This is a genomic window from Ruegeria sp. YTSA108, assembly GCF_059610185.1.
The window spans coordinates 211,382-230,755 of the sequence record NZ_JBXWND010000001.1; the positions used below are offsets into that span (position 1 = coordinate 211,382).

The window sequence follows — 19,374 nt, forward strand, 5'->3', positions numbered from 1 at the left end:
GGTCAATCTTTGAGGATTTCGCGTAATCGTTCTTTCTCGGCGTCGCTAAGGAGGCCGTCACCTTCCCTTCGGTCCTGTTCCGCCGATCTTTTGCGTAAAAAGCTGAAACCAGTCGCCACAGCGATCAAAAGCATGATCGGACCGGCCAGCCACAAAAGGATGTTCGATCCTGACGTTGTTGGCCTTAGCAAAACATATTCGCCGTAGCGATCAACGATAAAGTCAATCGCCTGTCCATCTGTATCGCCGGCCACCAGGCGTTCGCGCAATAACAGGCGCAAGTCACGGGCCAATCCTGCATTGCTTTCGTCTATGCTTTCGTTGCGGCAAACCAGACAGCGCAAGCCGGAACTCAGATCCCGCGCCCTTTGTTCCAGGATCGGATCATCAAGCACCTCGTCAGGTTGGACAGCCATGCTTGGCGTTGCCAATAAAAGCAGTATCAGTAGAAACCGTTTCATTCCGCCGGAACCCCCTGCGTCGGCGTCTTGCGCGCGCCTGCCGCAACGCGAAAACGCCTGTCGCACAGGCTAAGAACGCCACCGAGCGCCATCAGTAGGCACCCGCCCCAAATCCAATTCGCTAAAGGCTTGATATAAGTCCGCACGACCCAGCCACCATTTGCCTGCTGATCTCCAATGACGACGTAAAGATCCCTGAGAAACCGATAGTCAATCGCAGCTTCAGTCGTTGGCATCCTTGAAACTGGGTAGTCGCGTTTTTCCGGATGCAGTGTTGCGATTGTTCGACCGGCCTGTTCGACCTTAACATCGGCTGTGGTTGAGAAATAGTTGGGCCCCTCGACATTCCGAACCTGTTCAAGTGTCAGAGTGAACTGGCCAACCTCGAAAGGCTGCCCCGTCTGCGCAACGCGGATATCCTCGACCTCCCATGCGGTCAGCCCGGCGATGGCAAAGATCGTAACCCCCAGTCCGGTATGGGCTGCAGCCTTGCCCCAATCGGCACCGGGCAGTCTGAACAGACGCTGCAGGTTGTTTTTTCTTCCAGTACGGCTCCAAAGGTCCACAATAGCGCCAAATGTGATCCAGGCCCCCAGAAACAGCCCCACGGGTCCCAATGCGCTGCGACCGGTCTGCATGACCCAAACGAGCAAGCCAAGCGCAACCGCCAGAAGGAATGCGAACCGCAACGAATGCGCCGCCTTGCCAAGCTTTCCACGTTTCCACGGAAGCATTGCACCAAGCGGTAATACAATCCCCAGCGCAACCATGAACGGTGTGAACGCCGCATTAAAGAACGGCGCGCCGACCGAGAGTTTGCGATCAAATGCCATCTCGGCCACCATCGGCCACAAGGTTCCGAAGAACACAACGAAACAGCTGACCGCCAATAGAATGTTGTTCAGCACCAGGGCGCTTTCGCGGCTGACCATACCAAACACGCCCTTGGCCTCCATCGCTTGCGCGCGTGCCGCATAGAGTGTCAACGCACCGCCAATGAAGACCACAAGAATGATCAGGATAAACACGCCGCGTTCAGGATCATTGGCAAAGGCATGTACCGAAGTCAAAAGCCCCGATCGCACAATGAACGTCCCGATCAGCGAAAAGCCAAAGGCGATAATCGCCAGAAGGATGGTCCAGCTCTTCAGCGCTTCACGCTTTTCGACCACGATAGCAGAATGCAACAGGGCTGCCGCCAATAGCCACGGCATGAAAGAAGCGTTTTCGACCGGATCCCAGAACCAGAACCCGCCCCAGCCCAGCTCGTAATAGGCCCACCAGGATCCAAGCGCGATCCCAATGGTCAGAAAAATCCATGCGGCCAGCGTCCAGGGACGCACCCACCTCCCCCAAGAGGCATCCACGCGCCCTTCGATCAGCGCGGCCACTGCAAAGCTGAATGCCATGCTCAGGCCGACATAGCCCAGATACAGAAACGGCGGGTGGAATGCCAAACCTGGATCTTGCAATAATGGGTTGAGATCCCGCCCATCGAACGGGGCGACAATCAGACGGTCAAATGGGTTCGAGGTGAGCAGGATAAAAGCGTAAAACGCCACCCCTACGGCCGCCTGAACCGCCAGCACGCGCGCTTTGAGCGTCGGAGGTAACCCTGCGCCAAAAAAAGCGGCCATGGCCCCGAAAACTGCGACGATCAGGACCCACAGCAACATTGACCCTTCGTGGTTGCCCCACGTGCCGCTGATTTTATACAGCATCGGTTTGGCGGAATGGCTGTTTTCAACCACTACCCGCAATGAGAAATCAGAGGTGGTAAAGGCCCAGACCAACGCCGCGAAAGAGAAGGCGACTAACAGAAACTGTGCAATAGCGGCGGTTTCTGCAAAGGACATCCAGCCAGTCCACCGTTTCGCCGCCCCTATCAGCGGAATGACCGTCTGAACGATGGCGACGAGAAAGGCGAGTATCAGCGCGAAGTGACCAAGTTCTGTAATCATGGTCCCGCATATATTCCTGTTGAGGGACAATCACCAATCACTTTCGCCTCTGCCGGACGCACATAGTGTCGCGGGTCAGGCGGACCGACCCCGCCGCCAATCCTCGAGCGCAGGGTTGAAATCGGGTTTTAGGACCTCATCGGCCAAGCCTGCATCTGTCCCAGTATCAGCGACCCCAATCAAACGTTCCCGCATCTCTGCCAGTGTTTCGATGTTTTCCATAACTTTCGGAGTACGTGTCATCGTTGCCGAAATTTCACGCTGCAGATCCTGCACTTTGGTCTGGTGTCTTGCGCCGAAATAGAACGAGACGACCACGCCCAACAACCACCACAAGGGCTCAGGTACCAACGCAATCCCCTGCATCCGAGCGGCAAACCAAAGCGGATCGACCATAGCGGCGATAAACAGCCCCAATGTTCCCAAGGCCATGGCGGGGCGCGGCAGCCGGTTGAGCCCATCCATAAAACGGTCAAATGCACTTTTTTGAACCCGCTCGAACTCAGCCCTATACTGTTCCAGTACTCCCTGTTGTCGCGTCAGGTCGCGTTTAGCGCCCTGCTCAGAATTTTCACGAAAGACTTCGGTTGTTTCACGCACGACATTCCGACCCTCGCCAAACAAGAACGCAAATATTCCTGAGATCAGCCCCATTCAGAAACCCTCCTTTGAAACTCTGCGTCGCTAAGATGATAGGTCGGTGACAGGAATTCCTCGGCGCGTCGTATCCAGCCACCTTTTGCCCCAGACCGGGACCGAGCATATTTGCGAGAGGCTGGACGCTGTTCCGCTATCCGGAAATAATAGTTTCTCCTGGCAACGCCATAAGCATCCCGCAGCGCGACAGGGTCCGGTTCAGACGCAGCACTACAAGCCTGCGCCGTCTGCGGGCCCACAACGCCATCTACGACGACATGATACCCCATTTCACGCAGCAAATATTGCATAATTTTAACAGCTTGAACGCCTGAATTCACGTACATGTCGAAAACAGATGGCTGCAGAATGTTAGGCAGTAGGTGTAATCGCGGTTTTGAGAAATAGTGGCGGATAAAGATTTCAACGGCCTGCGACCGGCTCAGCCGCCTTACATCGGATACATCAACGTTCCCGTCCTGCGTCAGGTCCAGTTGCAATCTGCGCATGGTATGGATTGTTACGCCGAATTTTGTCGCTCCACCCGGATCGTCGGGGTCATCGACAAAACCACCTTCACGCGTAACTATCTGTTCCGCGATCTGCCGAACCGTCTGCATGTACTGTTCTCCAACTTGGGACAGACAGACGCTCGGACAATTCTGTTAATACAGCTAAAATAGAAAGGGCGCTGCATGTCGATCCACGCAACGCCCGAATTCCGATCTCAAAGCCTATGGCTCAGCTCTCGCCGGCCTCCTTGTAAATACCTTGTTCTTTCAACGCGTCCACAACCTCTTTTGGCATATAGGTCTCATCGTGTTTCGCAAGAATTTCTGAGGCTTCAAAGACTCCGTTTACGTAGCTTCCGGTACCAATCATACCCTGGTTTTCCGAGAACAAATCAGGCAAAACCCCAGTAAACGTGACCGGCACACTTTCGCCACCGTCCGTCACCACAAAACGCACGGTTTCCCCTTGCCCCCGCACGATCGAACCCTCTTCGACCAGACCACCGATCCGGAATACTTCAGTCGGTTTTGGCGGCGCTGCCATTACTTCACTGGGCGAGCGGAAGAAATTGATGCCGTCCTGCATAGCGTATCCGATCAACGCCGTAGACACTGCCAAAGCAACGATTGACAGAAGGATGATTTGAACGCGACGACGTTTCTTGAGCGTTTTCATTTGTTCCTCATGGGAAAAGTGGGGCCATCATCAGACCCGCAGTTTCAGCTTCACCTAACATCAGGTTAGCGTTCTGCAAGGCTTGGCCACTGCTACCTTTTGTCAGGTTATCCAGTGCTCCGATCACAATGGCGCGCCTCTCGATCCGGTCGCTGGCCACGCCGATATGGCAGAAATTTGAGCCGCGCACATGGTGGGTCGAGGGTGTTTCGCCAAATGGCAGCATCTGGATAAATGGTTCGCTTTCATAGGTTTTCACAAGCGCTTCATAAACGCTCGTGGGGTCACCTTTGACATATGTAGTCGCTAGGATACCCCGGTTTGCCGGAACTAGATGCGGAGTGAACTGAACTTGGACCGGGCGCCCTGCAAGGGCAGAAAATTCTTGATCGAATTCCCCCAAATGCCGATGAGTACCGCCAACAGCATATGCGTTATATCCTTCGCTAAGTTCGGCATGCAGCAGGTTTTCTTTCAGCGACCGCCCGGCACCAGACACCGCGCATTTGAGGTCCAGAATGATGTCATCCAGATCGATGACACCGGCCGAAATCAAGGGACGCAATACATATTGTCCGGTAGCGGCGTTGCAACCTGTTCCGGCAACCAAACGGGCCGTGCAAATTTGATCGCGATAAAACTCGGTCAGGCCGTAAACGGCCTCCTCCTGCTGCTCCAAAGCCGCATGAGGGTTGCCATACCATTTTTCATATTCCTCAGGGTCGCGTAGCCGGAAATCGGCGGACAGGTCGATGATTTTCAGGTCCTTCGGCAGATCGCGGATAACTTCCTGGCTGGTTTTATGTGGCAGCGCGCAAAAGCACAGGTCGATCCCTGAAAAGTCGATTTCTGAAATTTTGCAAAGAACCGGTAATTCCAGGTGCCGCAAATGTGGAAATACCTGCGCCATCGACTGTCCGGCTTTCCGTTCGGCAGAAAGTGCAGCGATTTCCATATTCGGATGCTCGGCGATCAACCGAACCAGTTCAGCGCCGGTATAACCCGAAGCGCCCAGAATTGCGATTTTGTGGGTCATCTTGGACCTCTTGAATCTCTATGCCACTGTTCATGCCCGCCACTGTGACGGTCATGGGATTACGGATTCTTTCAGGCCGCGTCTTTGACCAAAGTCAGACAGCCTCGAAAGTAATTTGTCGTCGGAGGAACTGGGTGGCGCGATCACTGACAACGCCTGGCTTACCAGTGGTCAGATAACCGCCCTTCGCCGCACCCTGCATGTTCGGGTGCCGCTGCAAATAGTCTGCCAGACTTTCGGCAACCAGATCACCCTGGCTGAACACCTCAACGTCGGGTCCTAAGGCCTTCTGAAACGCCTCAGCCATCAAGGGATAGTGCGTACAGCCCAGAATTGCGGCCTGAGGCTCTGGCATCTTGCGTTTCAGGGCGTCCACATGGCTTCGAACCAGCGCTTCGGCCAGGATCATGTCGCCTTCCTCGATGGCATCAACGACCCCACCGCAGGCCTGCGCCTCAACATCTACGCCAATCGCACGAAAGGCCAACTCGCGTTGAAACGCGCGACTCGATACGGTGGCCGGGGTCGCAAACAAAGCGACGTGTTTGACCGCGACTTCACGCGGCGGGCTGTTGTCACCCCATTGCCGCTCAGTCAGCGCTTCGATCAATGGAACAAAAACGCCCAAGACGCGCTTGCCTTGAGGCACGCCCTCTTCCTGCATCCGCCGCAAAGCAGCAGCGCTGGCCGTATTGCAGGCCAGAATCACCAGATCACATCCCCGGTTCCAGAGGTCGTTCACCGCACCCCGGGTCAGCTCATAGATATTCTCTACATCACGCACCCCGTAAGGCGCATGTGCGCTGTCCGCGTAATACAGGAAATCAACGTCGGGAAGACGTTTCTGCGCGGCGTTCAGAACGGTCAGACCGCCCAAACCAGAATCAAAAATGCCTACTGCCATTTGCCCCTTTAGGCGCGATGCCGTTCCTCAAATTCATAGCCATAGTCATAAGACTTTAGTGGCTTTGGAGACAGCTCATACGTTGCTTTGCGCAAGAAATCCATCATCTTGCGCGTATCCTTGGCCAACGGGTCCAGAACGTCGCGGCCGATGGGCTCTCCGATCACCACCTGGACCGGGGTATCAACGCGTTTTTTGAATTCCTTGATTAGCAATCCCATGCGCAATGTATTGTGCAGATGGCTGGCGATCTGAAACAGGCGTGAGGTATGACCGTCAAAAAAGACCGGCACAACTGTCGCGTCTGATTTGGCAACCATCCGCGCTGTGAAGCCACGCCAGCCCGGGTCCATCGGGTACGAGAAAGGCTTTGCCCCTGTGCTGACGGTACCGCCGGGAAATATGCCAATCGCGCCGCCCTCGCCCAGATAGTTCAAAGCTTTCTTGCGGGTCTCGAGGTTCTGCTTCATCGCAGCTTTTGTATCGTCGAATGAAATCGGCAGAACGACCCGATTCAGATCCTCTGCCTTACGAAACACATGGTTGGCCAGAATGCGAAAATCCCCACGCGTACTGGACAACATGTGCCCCATCATCAACCCATCCAGAATTCCATATGGGTGATTGGCAATCAGAATCAGAGGGCCATCACGGGGAATATTAGACAATGACCCGCCAACCACATCCAGAGACAAACCGTATCTCTCAACCATGACCGACCAGAAATCTCGCCCGTTGGCCACGTCTTTTTCGTACCCATCAGCACGCCTGATAAGGCGCAGGCGGCCTGTGGTGTTCTCCATAAGCTTGATGACCATCCGTCCGCTTTTGGTTTCAGCGGAATAGGCATAAGAAATGTCACGTGCAACATGGCGTCGCGAGGGCATGGAAGTCTCCGGTTTTGTACCTGCATTTTAGATGCAAGTAACAATTTTGCCTAGCTGTCGTGACACGGTTGTGACGAATTACTCGGCGGCGGCCTGTAATTCAGGTCCTCCGTTCCGTATCGTGGTCAACAATTCCTCTCTGCGTTTGGCGGCGCTCGCCTCATTCGCCTTAAGGACGGGTCCAAAACCTTTGATATCCAAGGGCAACTTAGCGAACGCAATTACGGCATCCTTTGTTTGGATGGAAATCAGCGGAGTGATCTCTCTGAGATCACGCTCATATTGCTTGATCAGCGCGCGCTCCATTCGACGTTCGACACTATAGCCAAAGATATCCAGCGGAGTACCTCGAAGAACTTTTAGCCGAGACATGAATTTCAGCGGCTTCAGCATCCATTCGCCGAAACTCCGTTTGCGGGGTCGGCCATCTGGTCCTTTGCCACCAAGCAGCGGTGGGGCAAGGTGGAAAGTCATTTTGAATTCGCCATCAAATTCGGCGGCGGCTTTCTCCCGACTGGACAGTAACAACCGGGCCACTTCGTATTCGTCCTTGTAAGACAACAGCTTATGATACCCTTTTGCGACAGCATCACGAATTTCTGCATCCTCAAACGAGTCAACGATTTTGCGGTAGCGTTTCGCCAAACGAGCGCTTTGATACTGGGTCAGATGATCGGCGCGGAACGCGATGACCTGCTCTGGTGATTTCGGGAGGTCGGAAAAACTTGGCCGTAGAATCTCATCGACTTTTTCCGGGTGTAAATCCGCCCAACGACCGATTTCAAAGGCTCTTTTGTTGCGCTCTACCGCCGTTCCGTTCAGATCAATGGCTGCAATCACCGCATCGAGGCTGACGGGTATCAGTCCGCGCTGCCATGCGGCCCCAAAAACCATCATGTTCGAATAGATTGAATCTCCCATCACTGCGCGCGCAAGCTCAGTGGCATCAAACAGGGAAACATCTTCTTTCAATCGTGCTTGCAGCGCCAGTTCCAGCCTCTCACCAGGAATCCTAAACTTAGTGTCGCGCGTGAAATCGCCGGTAACGGTTTCGTGGCTGTTGACCACCGCTCCGGTCTGACCCAAGCGTGTCAGGCCAAGTGTTTTGGCCCCGGCGGACACAACCAAATCCCCACCGATTAATGTGTCGGCTTCACCCGTTGCCACACGTATTGCACTGATATCTTCTGGCCGGTTGGCAATACGGCAATGAATATGAACCGCACCGCCTTTCTGGGCCAAGCCTGCCATCTCCATCATTCCAGCGCCTTTGCCGTCAATCTGGGCCGCCTGTGCCAGAATCGCCCCCAGCGTGACAACTCCGGTCCCACCGATGCCGGTAATGACAACATTATGTGTGCCCATGATTTCAGGCAGCTCGGGCATCGGAAGATCGGGCAGATCAAGTTCGGTCGTCGCTTCTTTGCGAATCTTCGCGCCTTCCAGCGTTACAAAGGAGGGGCAGAACCCACTCAGACACGAAAAATCCTTGTTACAGCTCGATTGGTCAATCGCGCGCTTCCGGCCAAGTTCGGTTTCCTTGGGAACAATCGAAACACAGTTCGATTGGATGCCGCAGTCACCGCAGCCCTCACAGACATCCGTATTGATAAAGACCCTTTTGTCCGGGTCGGGAAAGGTTCCGCGTTTACGGCGACGGCGTTTCTCAGCGGCACAGGTCTGGACATAGACGATGACCGAGACGCCCTCATAGGTGCGGAATTTCTCTTGCACAGTCATCAGTTCGGCACGCTCAAAGCTCTCTACCCCTGCGGGTAAGGCTTTGAAGTTTACATCTTCTTTTTCGTCATAGACCAGCGCGACATGTGTGACGCCCATAGCCTTGACCTCGGCCGCGATCCTTTCGGCGGTCAGATCACCCTCATTGCCCTGCCCGCCCGTCATTGCGACTGCATCGTTGAACAGAATCTTGAAGGTGATGTTCGTACCCGCCGACAAAGCTGCCCGGATCGCCTGAACACCGGAATGGTTATAGGTGCCGTCTCCGAGGTTCTGGAACACATGATTGGTGGTCGAGAACGGCTCTTCCCCGATCCAGTTTGCCCCTTCGCCACCCATCTGAGTAAAGCCAAATGTGCTTCGATCCATCCACTGAACCATGTAATGGCATCCGATGCCCGCATAGGCCCGGCTTCCGTCTGGTACCTTGGTCGAACTGTTATGCGGGCATCCAGAACAGAAATACGGAAGGCGCGAGGCTATTTCCTCGGCATTGTCCGCCCGGCGCGCTTCGGTCAGCTTGGTCAAACCTGCGCGGACCCCGTCGGTATCACGGCCTTCTTCAATCAGGATACCGCCCAGTTTTTCAGCGATCATGTTCGGATCAAGGGCACCGCGGGTGGGAAACAGCTCTTCCCGATGCAGCGTCCCAGCACCGCCCTTGTACCAGCCATAGACTCGTCGACCACGGCGGTCGTCAAAGATCGCTTCCTTAACCTGAACCTCGATCAGTTTACGTTTTTCCTCAACGATTACAATCAGGTCCAAACCTTCTGCCCAGTCATGAAATCCGGACATATCCAGAGGGAACGTCTGTCCGACCTTATAGGTCGTGATGCCAAGGCGCTCGGCCTCGGCCTCATCAATATTCAACAAGGAAAGCGCGTGGGTAAGGTCCAGCCAGTTCTTGCCAGCGGCCACCAGACCTATCTTTGCGCCGGGTTTGCCCCAGACACGTTTGTCCATCCGGTTGGCCCGTGAAAACGTTTCAGCCGCAAAACGCTTGTAATCAATAATGCGCTCTTCCTGCAGATGAGGCGTATCGCCAAGCCGGATGTTCAGCCCTCCTTCGGGCATATCAAACTCGGGCACCAAGACTTTCATGCGATCAGGGTTGCCATCAACGACCGAGGTCACCTCGATCGTGTCCTTCATGGTCTTGAGGCCGACCCAGACACCGGCGAACCGACTGAGCGCGAATCCGTAAACGCCGTAGTCGAGTATCTCCTGTACTCCGGCCGGGCTGACCACTGGCATGTACATATCAACCAGCGACCACTCGGACTGATGCAGAACGGTCGAGCTTTCGCCCGTGTGATCATCCCCCATGGCCATCAGAACGCCACCATGTGCCGCCGTCCCTGCCATATTGGCATGGCGCATCACGTCGCCTGACCGATCTACACCAGGTCCTTTTCCGTACCACAGACCAAAGACGCCATCGAACTTGCCGTCACCCCTTAACCCGGCCTGCTGACTGCCCCAAAGCGCGGTTGCCGCAAGATCCTCGTTCAGACCGTATTGAAAAGTGACATCGCTTTCTGTCAGCTGTTTCTGCGCGCGCATCATCTGCTGGTCGACCGCTCCAAGAGGCGATCCGCGGTATCCCGTCACCAATCCCGCAGTGTTCAGACCCGATTTCGTGTCGCGCGCCTTTTGCATCAGCATAAGGCGCACAAGCGCCTGAGTGCCGTTCAATAGAACCGTGTTTTTGCTTAAGTCGAAACGGTCGTTCAAAGAAATTTGTGGCTTACTCATCAAACGCCTCCCCTCGTCAGATCAGTGTGCTTCATCTGCTTCCATATTAGGTCATAATAACTGACCTGCCTAGAGCTTATCCTCTGAAACGCAAGGATTTCGCCGTTTGAATGTGGAAGTTGTCACCTATTTCATATAGGCGTTCGGCAGGATAACGAAAGTTGCGGCGATGGATTGGGACAAGCTTAGGATATTTCACGCGGTTGCAGATGCGGGCAGCCTGACACATGCAGGCGATAAGCTGAACCTATCTCAATCGGCAGTCAGCAGACAAATTCGGGCATTGGAAGAGTCACTTGATTCGACGTTGTTCCATCGTCACGCCCGCGGTCTGATTCTGACCGAACAGGGTGAGCTGCTGTTCGACGCCACCTCGGCAATGTCCAAGCGACTGGACGCGGCAGCGGCGCGCATACGAGACAGCGAAGAAGAAGTCTTTGGTGTGCTGCGGGTCACAACCACATTTGGCTTTGGGACCCTATGGCTCGCTCCGAGGTTGCCAAAGCTGTATGAACAATACCCGGACCTAAATATCGACCTCATGCTTGAGGAACGCGTTCTTGACCTGCCAATGCGCGAGGCCGATGTCGCCATCCGTATGAAAGAGCCTAGCCAGGCTGATCTGGTGCGCAAGCGCCTGATGACAGTACAGATGCTGCTTTATGCTACCCCGGAATATCTAAAGGAAAGCGGTCAACCTGCCTCCCTCGAAGAAATCTCGAGCCATCGACTTATCTGTCAGACCCCCTCAGCCCCCCAAGTAGGGGCCAGTGCGGCAATGGTACGGCATCTGATGACCTATAACCCGGCGTCGTTGCTGACAGTGAACAACTATTTCGGTGTCTTGCAGGGCGTACTGCACAATCTGGGAATTGGCTTGCTGCCCGATTATGTCACGCATGATTTCCCGCATCTGCTGCCGGTACTTTCAGACATCGAAACGGCTGACGTTCCTGTTTATCTCGCCTACCCCGAAGAACTACGCCATTCCAAACGCGTGGCAGCCTTCCGCGATTTTGTGCAGGACGAGATCATCGCGCAGCGTAAACACCTGAAGAAAATGGGGAAACTATAGCTATGCGTCAACGTCATAGCGGACATGACGGACTATCACACTGAAACGCCTTGATCGTTATCAAACTGATGCCTAAATGGGCACTCGAAGGCGGTGATGCTGTAACGCTCATCATCTTCATACCTCCCTGTTGGACTACGGCCGAGCTTAGTGCTCGGCCTTTTTTTTGGTCCTGGCTTAATCGGTGACACCGAACAGCCGAAAACTGCTGGGAAATTTCCACCTCCGCGCCTATGATCCCGTAAAAGATCAAAAATTCGTGTTCGAGGGAAAATTCATGCACCATCCACTCCGCCTATTACTGGCGTTGATTTCCGCCATTCTTCTTGCGGTACCAGTACACGCACAAGACAGTGGGACCGCGTCGTCTACGGTAACAATTCCAGAGGACCTGACGCCCGATCAGGTTGATGGCTTGGTGGCACGTATGTCCGACGATCAGGTTCGCGCCATTTTGTTGGAACGGCTCGACGCGGTTGCAGAAAAGCAGGCGGCAGCAAACGAAAACCATGAAGATCCGCTTACCGAAATCAGTGAAATCTGGGCCGAGATGGTTACCTCTTGGACGCAGGTTTTGACCACATTGCCAAATATCGTCAGCGCCCAGGTTGAAGCGTTCAGCAATTTCTCAGCGAAATTCGGATCTACCGGGGTGTTTGGCCTGTTTGGGTTGATCCTAGCAGTTCTGGTGGCCGGATACGCTGCTGAGAAATTGTTTGGGTTTCTCACCCGCAAATGGCACGAAGAGCCCGATGGGAATTCTGATGCCGATCTTTGGAGCGCGGTACGTTACTTGTTCCGCCGATTCTGCCGGGAAATCGCAGGACTTGTTGTGTTCTATGTTGTTATCCGGGCGATTGGACGGGGCTTGCTGACGACAGAACAGCTTACCTATGCCGCCCCATTCGTTTTCTACCTGATTTGGATTCCGCGTCTGGGCGCAGCCGCCTCACGCTTTGTGCTGGCGCCCAAAAAGCCACATTACCGATTGGTCAACATAGACGATCATTGGGCCAAATATCTGCATCGCAACCTGATTGGCCTTCTTCTATTGATCGGCCTCACGCTCTTTATCGTACGGTTCAACTTGCTTAACGGTATCACCCCGGCCGATACGCGTATCGGTTTCTGGCTGAACGCTGGCATCCATATATACATTGGGATCATCGCTTGGACCGCGCGCGAAGGGTTGTCTCAGATGATGTTGGGCACGGATCCGGACCACACCAAATTCGATGAAAAGGTCGCTCATTACTATCCCTACTTCGCTATCGGCGTTTCGGTGGTGATATGGTTCCTGGTCGAATTCCTGATCGCACAGCGTGATCCCAGAACACTTGCCCTGCTTGGCAAAGGGCCACATTTCACGACGATGTTCTGGCTGCTGATCGCACCAGCGCTTGATACGCTGATCCGTGGCCTAGTGCGCCATCTTCAACCCCCAATGTTGGGCGACGGACCATTGGCCGAACGCGCCTATAAATCAGCCAAGCGCAGCTATATCCGGATTGGTCGCGTGCTGGCCGGCCTGTTTGTGGTCTTTATGATCGCGCGGGTCTGGCAGCTTGATCTTCGACATGTCGCCTCTGCCGGGATCGGAACCGACGTTGGCGGTACGGTAATCGAATTCCTGATGATCATCGCTGTCGGATACATCTTGAACGAGGTCGTCTCACTATGGATCAACCGTCGTCTTGCCAAGGAACAGACAACGGCAGAAGAGCTGGATGAAGAGGCCGGTGGCGAGGGTGGCGGCGCAGGCGGTTCACGTCTGGCGACGGTTCTTCCCTTGCTGCGGATCACGGCGCAAGTCACGATTGCGGTCATCTTCGGCCTGCTCGCATTGGGCGCGCTGGGCATCAACATCACCCCACTTCTGGCAGGTGCTGGTGTCCTTGGTCTTGCGATCGGTTTCGGCGCTCAGAAGCTGGTGGCAGATATCGTCGGCGGTGTCTTCTTCCTTATCGACGATGCGTTTCGCGTGGGTGAATATGTCGATGTCGGCGGCACCATGGGCACCGTCGAGAAAATCTCGATCCGTTCGATGCAGCTCCGCCATCACCGTGGGCCCGTTCACACGATCCCCTATGGCGAGATTCAAAAGCTGACCAATTTCAGCCGTGACTGGGTGATCATGAAGCTAAAGTTCACCGTGCCGTTTGACACTGATCCCAACAAGGTCAAGAAGATCTTCAAGAAGATCGGCGCCGAGATGATGGCGGACGAAACCCACAAAGAAGGCTTCTTGCAGCCCTTCAAATCGCAAGGTGTTTTCGACTTTGACGATGTTGGCATGATCATCCGCGGCAAGTTCATGGCCAAGCCGGGCAAGCAGTTCACGCTTCGCAAGGAAATCTTCAACCGGGTGAAGGCCGAGTTCAATGCCAATGGCATCGACTTTGCCCGCCGCGAAGTTCGCGTAGCAATTCCTGGTCTGGAAGAGGCCGAGAACCTTACCGAACAACAAAAAGCTGCTGTTGGGGCCGCTGCGGCGGACTCGATCAACAAGGGAGAAACCCCAGCTTAAAGACCAGATACAGACGCCACGCGGCTTTTGGGCCGTCTGGCAGGAAATACTATAGACGGAACCGGCCACTGGCGCGGTTCCGTTTTTTTTTCTGGGTACACAAAGCGCAGAAAAGCTCGAAATTGGCATATGCCGGTTACGTTATTCGACCCTGCGCTGACTTGGCCCTTCCCACAGACGCGCCCTTGCCCTACAAGGCCCGCAATCTCGGCCACCATGGATACAGGACAAACGATGCAAGAGCCCGCCATCACACCGGATCTGATTGCCGCGCACGGGTTGAAACCCGAAGAATACGAGATGATCCTGGAGATTATCGGGCGCGAGCCAACCTTTACCGAGTTGGGCATTTTCTCGGCCATGTGGAACGAGCATTGTTCCTACAAATCTTCTAAGAAATGGCTGCGCACCCTGCCCACCTCTGGACCCCAGGTGATCTGCGGACCGGGTGAAAATGCAGGTGTGGTCGATATCGGCGATGGTCAGGCCGTGGTCTTCAAGATGGAAAGCCACAACCATCCGTCTTACATCGAACCCTATCAAGGTGCGGCCACAGGTGTTGGAGGTATCCTGCGCGACGTTTTCACCATGGGTGCGCGCCCAATCGCCTCGATGAACGCGCTGTCTTTTGGTGAACCCGGCCACCACAAGACCCGTCAGCTGGTCAATGGCGTGGTCGAAGGTATCGGCGGCTATGGCAACTGTTTCGGCGTGCCTTGCGTTGGCGGCGAAGTGCGCTTTCACCCGGCCTATAATGGCAACTGCCTTGTGAATGCCTTCGCAGCCGGGCTGGCTGACAGTGACAAGATTTTCTACTCAGCCGCATCGGGCGTCGGCATGCCGGTTGTCTATCTTGGAGCCAAGACCGGACGCGACGGCGTGGGCGGAGCCACCATGGCCAGCGCCGAATTTGACGACACGATCGAGGAAAAGCGCCCCACCGTTCAGGTTGGCGACCCGTTCACCGAAAAACGCCTGATGGAAGCGACGCTGGAGCTGATGCAGACCGGCGCGGTGATCTCGATCCAGGATATGGGCGCGGCGGGTCTGACCTGCTCGGCCGTGGAAATGGGCGACAAAGGCGGTCTGGGCGTGCGGCTTGATCTGGAAAACGTCCCCCAGCGCGAAGAGAACATGACAGCCTATGAGATGATGCTGTCGGAATCCCAAGAACGCATGTTGATGGTTCTCAAACCCGAGCTTGAGGCCGAAGCTCGCGCCGTTTTCGATAAATGGGACCTGGATTTCGCCATCGTCGGTGAAACCCTCGCCGAAGATCGCTTTCTGATCATGCACAATGGCGAGGTCAAAGCTGATCTGGTTCTGTCCAAGCTCTCGTCCACTGCGCCCGAATATGACCGCCCGTGGGAGGCTACTCCGCAGGCAGAAGACCTGGCCGACGTGCCTCAGATCGACCCGATCGACGGTCTGCGCGCCCTGCTCGCTTCGCCAAACTATGCGGGCAAGCAATGGGTTTACGAGCAGTATGACACCATGGTTATGGCTGATTCCGTGCGTACGCCTGGTCTGGGCGCCGGCATGGTTCGTGTACACGGCACCGACAAAGTTCTTGCTTTCACCAGTGACGTTACCCCGCGCTATGTGCGAGCCAACCCTGTAGAAGGCGGCAAGCAAGCTGTTGCCGAAGCTTATCGCAACCTGACCGCCGTCGGGGCATTGCCGCTGGCGACCACTGACAACCTGAATTTTGGCAACCCGGAAAAGCCCGAGATCATGGGCCAGTTCGTCGGTGCCATCCAAGGCATTGGTAAGGCCGTCGCAGCGTTGGATATGCCCATCGTGTCCGGCAACGTGTCACTTTACAACGAAACCGACGGTCAGGCGATCCTGCCGACCCCGACAATTGGAGCGGTCGGCCTTCTGGCGCACACGGACGAGATCATAGGTAATGAGGTCCGCGACGGCCACGTGGCTCTGGTCATCGGCGATACGCAGGGGCATCTGGGCCAATCCGCCCTTCTGGCCGAAGTGTTCAACCGCGAAGATGGCGACGCGCCGCATGTCGATCTGGATGCCGAAAAGCGCAACGGAGAGTTCATCCGCGCAAACCGAGAGATGATCAAAGCCTGCACCGATCTTGGCGATGGTGGTCTGGCATTGGCGGCCTTCGAACTGGCCGAGGCAACCGGCGTCGGCATCACGCTTGACGACGCCTCGACCGAATTCCTGTTTGGCGAGGATCAGGCCCGTTATCTGGTCGCCTGCAACTTTGACCAGGCCGAAGCCCTGATGATTGCCGCAGGTCAGGCTGGCGTTCCACTGGTATCGGTCGGGCGGTTCACGGGCGACAGCGTCCGCATCGGCTCTTCTGAGGCCTTGCTTGATGAACTGACTGCCACTTTCCGCAACAGCTTCGCCGAAGCCGTCGCCTGATTTTGGGGCCTGCGCTTCTGAAAACCTGCACTTTGACAAGTGCAGGTTTTTGTCATTTCGGGGCGTCTATCTGACCCTTGCGCGCCCCGCCCCGGCGCACTACATCTTGAGAAAGACTTTCAGGAGAAACCTACATGCCGATGAGCGCCCACGAGATTGAGAACCTGCTGCGCGACGCGTTTCCCGATGCGGACATTCAGGTCGGCGGCAGCGACGGCGTACATATGTCGGCCATGGTCGTGGATGAGAGCTTTCGTGGCAAAAACCGGGTGCAACAACAGCGAGCAGTTTATGCAGCCCTCAAAGGCAAGATGGACGGCCCGGATGGCGACTTGCACGCGCTGGCTCTGACGACGAAAGTGCCTGAGTGAGCACGACTTTCTGGATTTACGGGATTTGCTCTTTGGTGGCGCTGGTTGGGTGCATATTTGTTGTTCGATCAGCTTTTTTGCCCGGCACCAATAAGAAAGCTCGCGGAAGCGAACCCGGCCAAGGAGATCAACTAATAACTCATGGCGTGCATACGGGCGGCCCGGGCGGTGGACACCCGACTGTGGCGAGGGTGACCCGAGATCCGCAGCAATACGCTAAAGCCATGGCTCCAAAAAAATGAGTACATGGCTGGCTTGGATTTCAGCAATCGCGGCTTTGATAGTTGCCGCCGCGCTGATCGAGGCCTATGTGAAGCGAAACAGAAAGCGTAAACTGGTCGACATGCGTCCAAACCCGGACAAAATCAGCAAGGTTGACGGCATCGAGAGATACGGGCTGAATCCGCTGGCCCTGGCGCAGGCCGAACACCGACGGCTGGAAAAGGAAGGATGGGTCGCCGCCCCATCACAGGATGAAACGACCGCCCCGGATGCGGATGACAAGGAAAAGTAACATGACCGACGTGAAAACCCAGATCGACGAGACCGTCAAAGCCAATGATGTGGTGCTATATATGAAAGGCACCAAGGAAATGCCGCAATGCGGATTCTCCTCGCGCGTGGCAGGCGTGCTGAACTACATGGGCGTAGAATTTGCTGACGTGAATGTACTGGCCGACGAAGGCTTGCGTCAGGGGATCAAGGACTATTCTGACTGGCCGACTGTTCCGCAACTCTATGTCAAAGGCGAGTTCGTAGGCGGATGCGACATCATCACCGAGATGACCCTGTCGGGCGAATTGGACACGCTGTTTGACGAAAACGGTGTCGGCTACAACAAGGAAGCCGCTGATAAAATCAGGGAAGCAAACGCCTGATCAGCGGCTGACGCAATTTCCCAATAAGACCTGCTCGCTGGCGGCATCTGCACCTGTCGCCAGAAAGCTCACCGTGGCGTCCCAGCCTTTGGAGCGCAGGATGTAAGTGCCAGTTGTTCCGTCGGATTCATAGCGGATACCAGAGCCGCTCTGAGCTTGGTGCAAAGTCACCAGCTTATTGTCGACCATCATGGCTGCCGCGCTGGATCCATCCTCGGCATTGAAATAGGCAACCTCAAGAGGCACGCCGTTATCACAAGTAAATGTGACGGGCAGAATATCGATCCCAGCCCAGGAAACCTGCGCTGACACAGACATGAAAGTTGCAATAGCAATAGTACGCATATTTATCATTTCGTTGACTTTTCTTCTATGAATGCCGCCATTGCCTCGGCCCGAGCAGCCAACTCTGCCAAGGTGTCAGTGACCGAAGGTGGAACCACGGCAACTTCAATTCTTTCCGGCTCGGGCTGTGGCATGCTACGCAGGTTCCGAAGCTCGGCTTCGGCCTCCGCCAGCTTATTTTCCAGCGAGTTGATTTTGTCACCTGTGGCGGCGGCTTTGTCTGCCAACATCAATCCAGCCATCAAAAGCATCCGGGATTCAGGCATCCGACCGATCTGATCCGACAATACCTGCGCTTCATCATCCAGCAATTTAGCAGCAGCTTGCAGGAAAACCTCTTCGCCTTCCTGGCACGAAACCTCAAAGCCGCGCCCCCCGATTTGAATGGTCAATTCAGGCATTATTCCACCTCTCCTTCGGCCAGTTTCGCCTGAGACAGCAACGGTTCCAACCGGGCCAGCACGGCATGTGCTTCGGCCGCATCGGTGGCCTGCGCTGCGCGCGTTGCCTCAAGCTCGGCAGCTGTGGCACGGTTCAACAGATCCGCATCGGTCATTCCGTCTTCTGCAGCTGCGCGCAGCTCTTCGACCGACATTCGTAGTTGTTCGTTGGCTTTGCGCATGCGCTGCAGATCATCATCCAGACGCGACATCGCCGAGCCATGGCTACTGCGTTCGGCGCGCAGCATTTCTAACTCAGCGCTGAGTTCCGCCACGCGTTCACTATCCGCCAATTCCGAACGAAGACGGGCATTTTCGGCTTTCAGTTCTTCGACAACATCCTGATCTTCCAATGCTGCCTTTGCGCTTGCCAACTCGGCCCGTGCGGCTTCGACCGAGGTAAGCTGTGCCCTGGCATCTTCGAGTTGCTCGCGCAGCGCTGCACTTTCCTGACTATCAGACGGCGTATTGCGCAAGCCTTCGATTTCTAGGCGCATGGCATCGACTTCGGAATCGTGCCTTTCTTTTAATGATCTGAGACGCTCTTCAAGTTGAGCATTCGCAACCCTCTCATCATCCAGAGCTACACGCAGAGTGTCATCTTCTCCACTGTTGCCTGCGCCAACTTCCGCCATTGTCGCAATGCCGGATCCAATCCGATCCATCGCGGCCACAATACGGCGTTGTAGTTCTTCGATCTGGCTCATGCCCCTGCCACCTTTTTTATCAAGGTTCCTTTGTTTCGCGAGGTTATCCGAATCAACCTTGTTCGC

At 55.3% G+C, this 19,374-nt stretch carries 18 protein-coding genes; 6 read left to right on the forward strand and 12 right to left on the reverse strand.

Annotated features, from left to right (window positions below; genetic code table 11):
* Positions 1-2: 2 nt before the first annotated feature.
* The 9 genes from AC2FHW_RS01110 to AC2FHW_RS01150 all read right to left on the reverse strand — a co-directional run bounded on the left by AC2FHW_RS01110 (position 3) and on the right by AC2FHW_RS01150 (position 10,571).
* The gene (locus tag AC2FHW_RS01110) at positions 3-461 is read right to left on the reverse strand and encodes a cytochrome c-type biogenesis protein (RefSeq protein WP_142633979.1); all 459 of its coding nucleotides are present in this window, start codon (positions 459-461) and stop codon (positions 3-5) included.
* Complete coding sequence (locus AC2FHW_RS01115; protein ID WP_496821322.1) at positions 458-2,422, reverse strand: heme lyase CcmF/NrfE family subunit; 1,965 nt, start codon at positions 2,420-2,422, stop codon at positions 458-460. Before AC2FHW_RS01115 ends, AC2FHW_RS01110 begins: the two co-directional genes overlap by 4 nt.
* Before the next feature lie 75 nt (positions 2,423-2,497).
* A complete protein-coding gene (locus AC2FHW_RS01120) occupies positions 2,498-3,076 on the reverse strand; it encodes a holin family protein (RefSeq protein WP_271946957.1) in 579 nt (192 codons plus the stop codon).
* On the reverse strand, positions 3,067-3,678 hold the full coding sequence (locus AC2FHW_RS01125) for a holin-associated N-acetylmuramidase (RefSeq protein WP_496821323.1): 612 nt from the start codon (positions 3,676-3,678) through the stop codon (positions 3,067-3,069). Before AC2FHW_RS01125 ends, AC2FHW_RS01120 begins: the two co-directional genes overlap by 10 nt.
* 121 nt (positions 3,679-3,799) lie before the next feature.
* Entirely contained in the window at positions 3,800-4,246 is a 447-nt protein-coding gene (ccmE, locus tag AC2FHW_RS01130; protein WP_271946950.1) for a cytochrome c maturation protein CcmE, read from the reverse strand.
* Between the two features lie 7 nt (positions 4,247-4,253).
* On the reverse strand, positions 4,254-5,282 hold the full coding sequence (argC, locus tag AC2FHW_RS01135) for an N-acetyl-gamma-glutamyl-phosphate reductase (protein ID WP_271946947.1): 1,029 nt from the start codon (positions 5,280-5,282) through the stop codon (positions 4,254-4,256).
* A gap of 94 nt (positions 5,283-5,376) precedes the next feature.
* Complete coding sequence (gene murI, locus AC2FHW_RS01140; RefSeq protein ID WP_271946944.1) at positions 5,377-6,186, reverse strand: glutamate racemase; 810 nt, start codon at positions 6,184-6,186, stop codon at positions 5,377-5,379.
* 8 nt (positions 6,187-6,194) lie between these two features.
* Positions 6,195-7,073, reverse strand: a complete 879-nt coding sequence (locus AC2FHW_RS01145; protein WP_271946941.1) for a lysophospholipid acyltransferase family protein — start codon at positions 7,071-7,073, stop codon at positions 6,195-6,197.
* Positions 7,074-7,151: 78 nt separating this feature from the next.
* Positions 7,152-10,571, reverse strand: a complete 3,420-nt coding sequence (locus AC2FHW_RS01150) for an indolepyruvate ferredoxin oxidoreductase family protein (protein WP_496821324.1) — start codon at positions 10,569-10,571, stop codon at positions 7,152-7,154.
* A gap of 169 nt (positions 10,572-10,740) precedes the next feature.
* Between AC2FHW_RS01150 and AC2FHW_RS01155 the strand changes: the two genes are divergently transcribed.
* From AC2FHW_RS01155 to grxD, 6 genes are all read left to right on the forward strand, one after another.
* Positions 10,741-11,646, forward strand: coding sequence for a LysR family transcriptional regulator (locus AC2FHW_RS01155; RefSeq protein ID WP_142633997.1), 906 nt, complete (start codon positions 10,741-10,743; stop codon positions 11,644-11,646).
* A gap of 277 nt (positions 11,647-11,923) precedes the next feature.
* The gene (locus AC2FHW_RS01160) at positions 11,924-14,173 is read left to right on the forward strand and encodes a mechanosensitive ion channel family protein (RefSeq protein WP_271946936.1); all 2,250 of its coding nucleotides are present in this window, start codon (positions 11,924-11,926) and stop codon (positions 14,171-14,173) included.
* Between the two features lie 234 nt (positions 14,174-14,407).
* Complete coding sequence (gene purL, locus AC2FHW_RS01165; protein WP_496691347.1) at positions 14,408-16,567, forward strand: phosphoribosylformylglycinamidine synthase subunit PurL; 2,160 nt, start codon at positions 14,408-14,410, stop codon at positions 16,565-16,567.
* Positions 16,568-16,701: 134 nt separating this feature from the next.
* Positions 16,702-16,938, forward strand: a complete 237-nt coding sequence (locus AC2FHW_RS01170; RefSeq protein ID WP_142634001.1) for a BolA/IbaG family iron-sulfur metabolism protein — start codon at positions 16,702-16,704, stop codon at positions 16,936-16,938.
* 238 nt (positions 16,939-17,176) lie between these two features.
* Positions 17,177-17,452 (forward strand): hypothetical protein, encoded by a 276-nt coding sequence (locus AC2FHW_RS01175; protein WP_282021284.1) that lies wholly within the window; start codon positions 17,177-17,179, stop codon positions 17,450-17,452.
* A 1-nt stretch (position 17,453) separates the two neighbouring features.
* Entirely contained in the window at positions 17,454-17,816 is a 363-nt protein-coding gene (grxD, locus tag AC2FHW_RS01180; RefSeq protein WP_142634005.1) for a Grx4 family monothiol glutaredoxin, read from the forward strand.
* Here grxD and AC2FHW_RS01185 read toward each other — a convergent pair whose 3' ends face one another.
* Genes AC2FHW_RS01185 through AC2FHW_RS01195 form a run of 3 tightly spaced genes read right to left on the reverse strand, consistent with a single transcriptional unit; the run spans position 17,817 to position 19,308 of the window.
* Positions 17,817-18,134 (reverse strand): MliC family protein, encoded by a 318-nt coding sequence (locus AC2FHW_RS01185; protein ID WP_496700237.1) that lies wholly within the window; start codon positions 18,132-18,134, stop codon positions 17,817-17,819.
* A 32-nt stretch (positions 18,135-18,166) separates the two neighbouring features.
* On the reverse strand, positions 18,167-18,562 hold the full coding sequence (locus AC2FHW_RS01190; RefSeq protein WP_281994664.1) for a cell division protein ZapA: 396 nt from the start codon (positions 18,560-18,562) through the stop codon (positions 18,167-18,169).
* Entirely contained in the window at positions 18,562-19,308 is a 747-nt protein-coding gene (locus AC2FHW_RS01195; protein WP_142634011.1) for a coiled-coil domain-containing protein, read from the reverse strand. The genes AC2FHW_RS01190 and AC2FHW_RS01195 overlap by 1 nt, the downstream gene beginning before the upstream one ends.
* Positions 19,309-19,374 lie beyond the last annotated feature (66 nt).

Bases quoted from the DNA above. Each gene is read 5' to 3' on its own strand.
- AC2FHW_RS01110 (WP_142633979.1), bottom strand. From the start codon at position 461: ATGAAACGGTTTCTACTGATACTGCTTTTATTGGCAACGCCAAGCATG.
- AC2FHW_RS01115 (WP_496821322.1), bottom strand. From the start codon at position 2,422: ATGATTACAGAACTTGGTCACTTCGCGCTGATACTCGCCTTTCTCGTC.
- AC2FHW_RS01120 (WP_271946957.1), bottom strand. From the start codon at position 3,076: ATGGGGCTGATCTCAGGAATATTTGCGTTCTTGTTTGGCGAGGGTCGG.
- AC2FHW_RS01125 (WP_496821323.1), bottom strand. From the start codon at position 3,678: ATGCAGACGGTTCGGCAGATCGCGGAACAGATAGTTACGCGTGAAGGT.
- ccmE (WP_271946950.1), bottom strand. From the start codon at position 4,246: ATGAAAACGCTCAAGAAACGTCGTCGCGTTCAAATCATCCTTCTGTCA.
- argC (WP_271946947.1), bottom strand. From the start codon at position 5,282: ATGACCCACAAAATCGCAATTCTGGGCGCTTCGGGTTATACCGGCGCT.
- murI (WP_271946944.1), bottom strand. From the start codon at position 6,186: ATGGCAGTAGGCATTTTTGATTCTGGTTTGGGCGGTCTGACCGTTCTG.
- AC2FHW_RS01145 (WP_271946941.1), bottom strand. From the start codon at position 7,073: ATGCCCTCGCGACGCCATGTTGCACGTGACATTTCTTATGCCTATTCC.
- AC2FHW_RS01150 (WP_496821324.1), bottom strand. From the start codon at position 10,571: ATGAGTAAGCCACAAATTTCTTTGAACGACCGTTTCGACTTAAGCAAA.
- AC2FHW_RS01155 (WP_142633997.1), top strand. From the start codon at position 10,741: ATGGATTGGGACAAGCTTAGGATATTTCACGCGGTTGCAGATGCGGGC.
- AC2FHW_RS01160 (WP_271946936.1), top strand. From the start codon at position 11,924: ATGCACCATCCACTCCGCCTATTACTGGCGTTGATTTCCGCCATTCTT.
- purL (WP_496691347.1), top strand. From the start codon at position 14,408: ATGCAAGAGCCCGCCATCACACCGGATCTGATTGCCGCGCACGGGTTG.
- AC2FHW_RS01170 (WP_142634001.1), top strand. From the start codon at position 16,702: ATGCCGATGAGCGCCCACGAGATTGAGAACCTGCTGCGCGACGCGTTT.
- AC2FHW_RS01175 (WP_282021284.1), top strand. From the start codon at position 17,177: ATGAGTACATGGCTGGCTTGGATTTCAGCAATCGCGGCTTTGATAGTT.
- grxD (WP_142634005.1), top strand. From the start codon at position 17,454: ATGACCGACGTGAAAACCCAGATCGACGAGACCGTCAAAGCCAATGAT.
- AC2FHW_RS01185 (WP_496700237.1), bottom strand. From the start codon at position 18,134: ATGTCTGTGTCAGCGCAGGTTTCCTGGGCTGGGATCGATATTCTGCCC.
- AC2FHW_RS01190 (WP_281994664.1), bottom strand. From the start codon at position 18,562: ATGCCTGAATTGACCATTCAAATCGGGGGGCGCGGCTTTGAGGTTTCG.
- AC2FHW_RS01195 (WP_142634011.1), bottom strand. From the start codon at position 19,308: ATGAGCCAGATCGAAGAACTACAACGCCGTATTGTGGCCGCGATGGAT.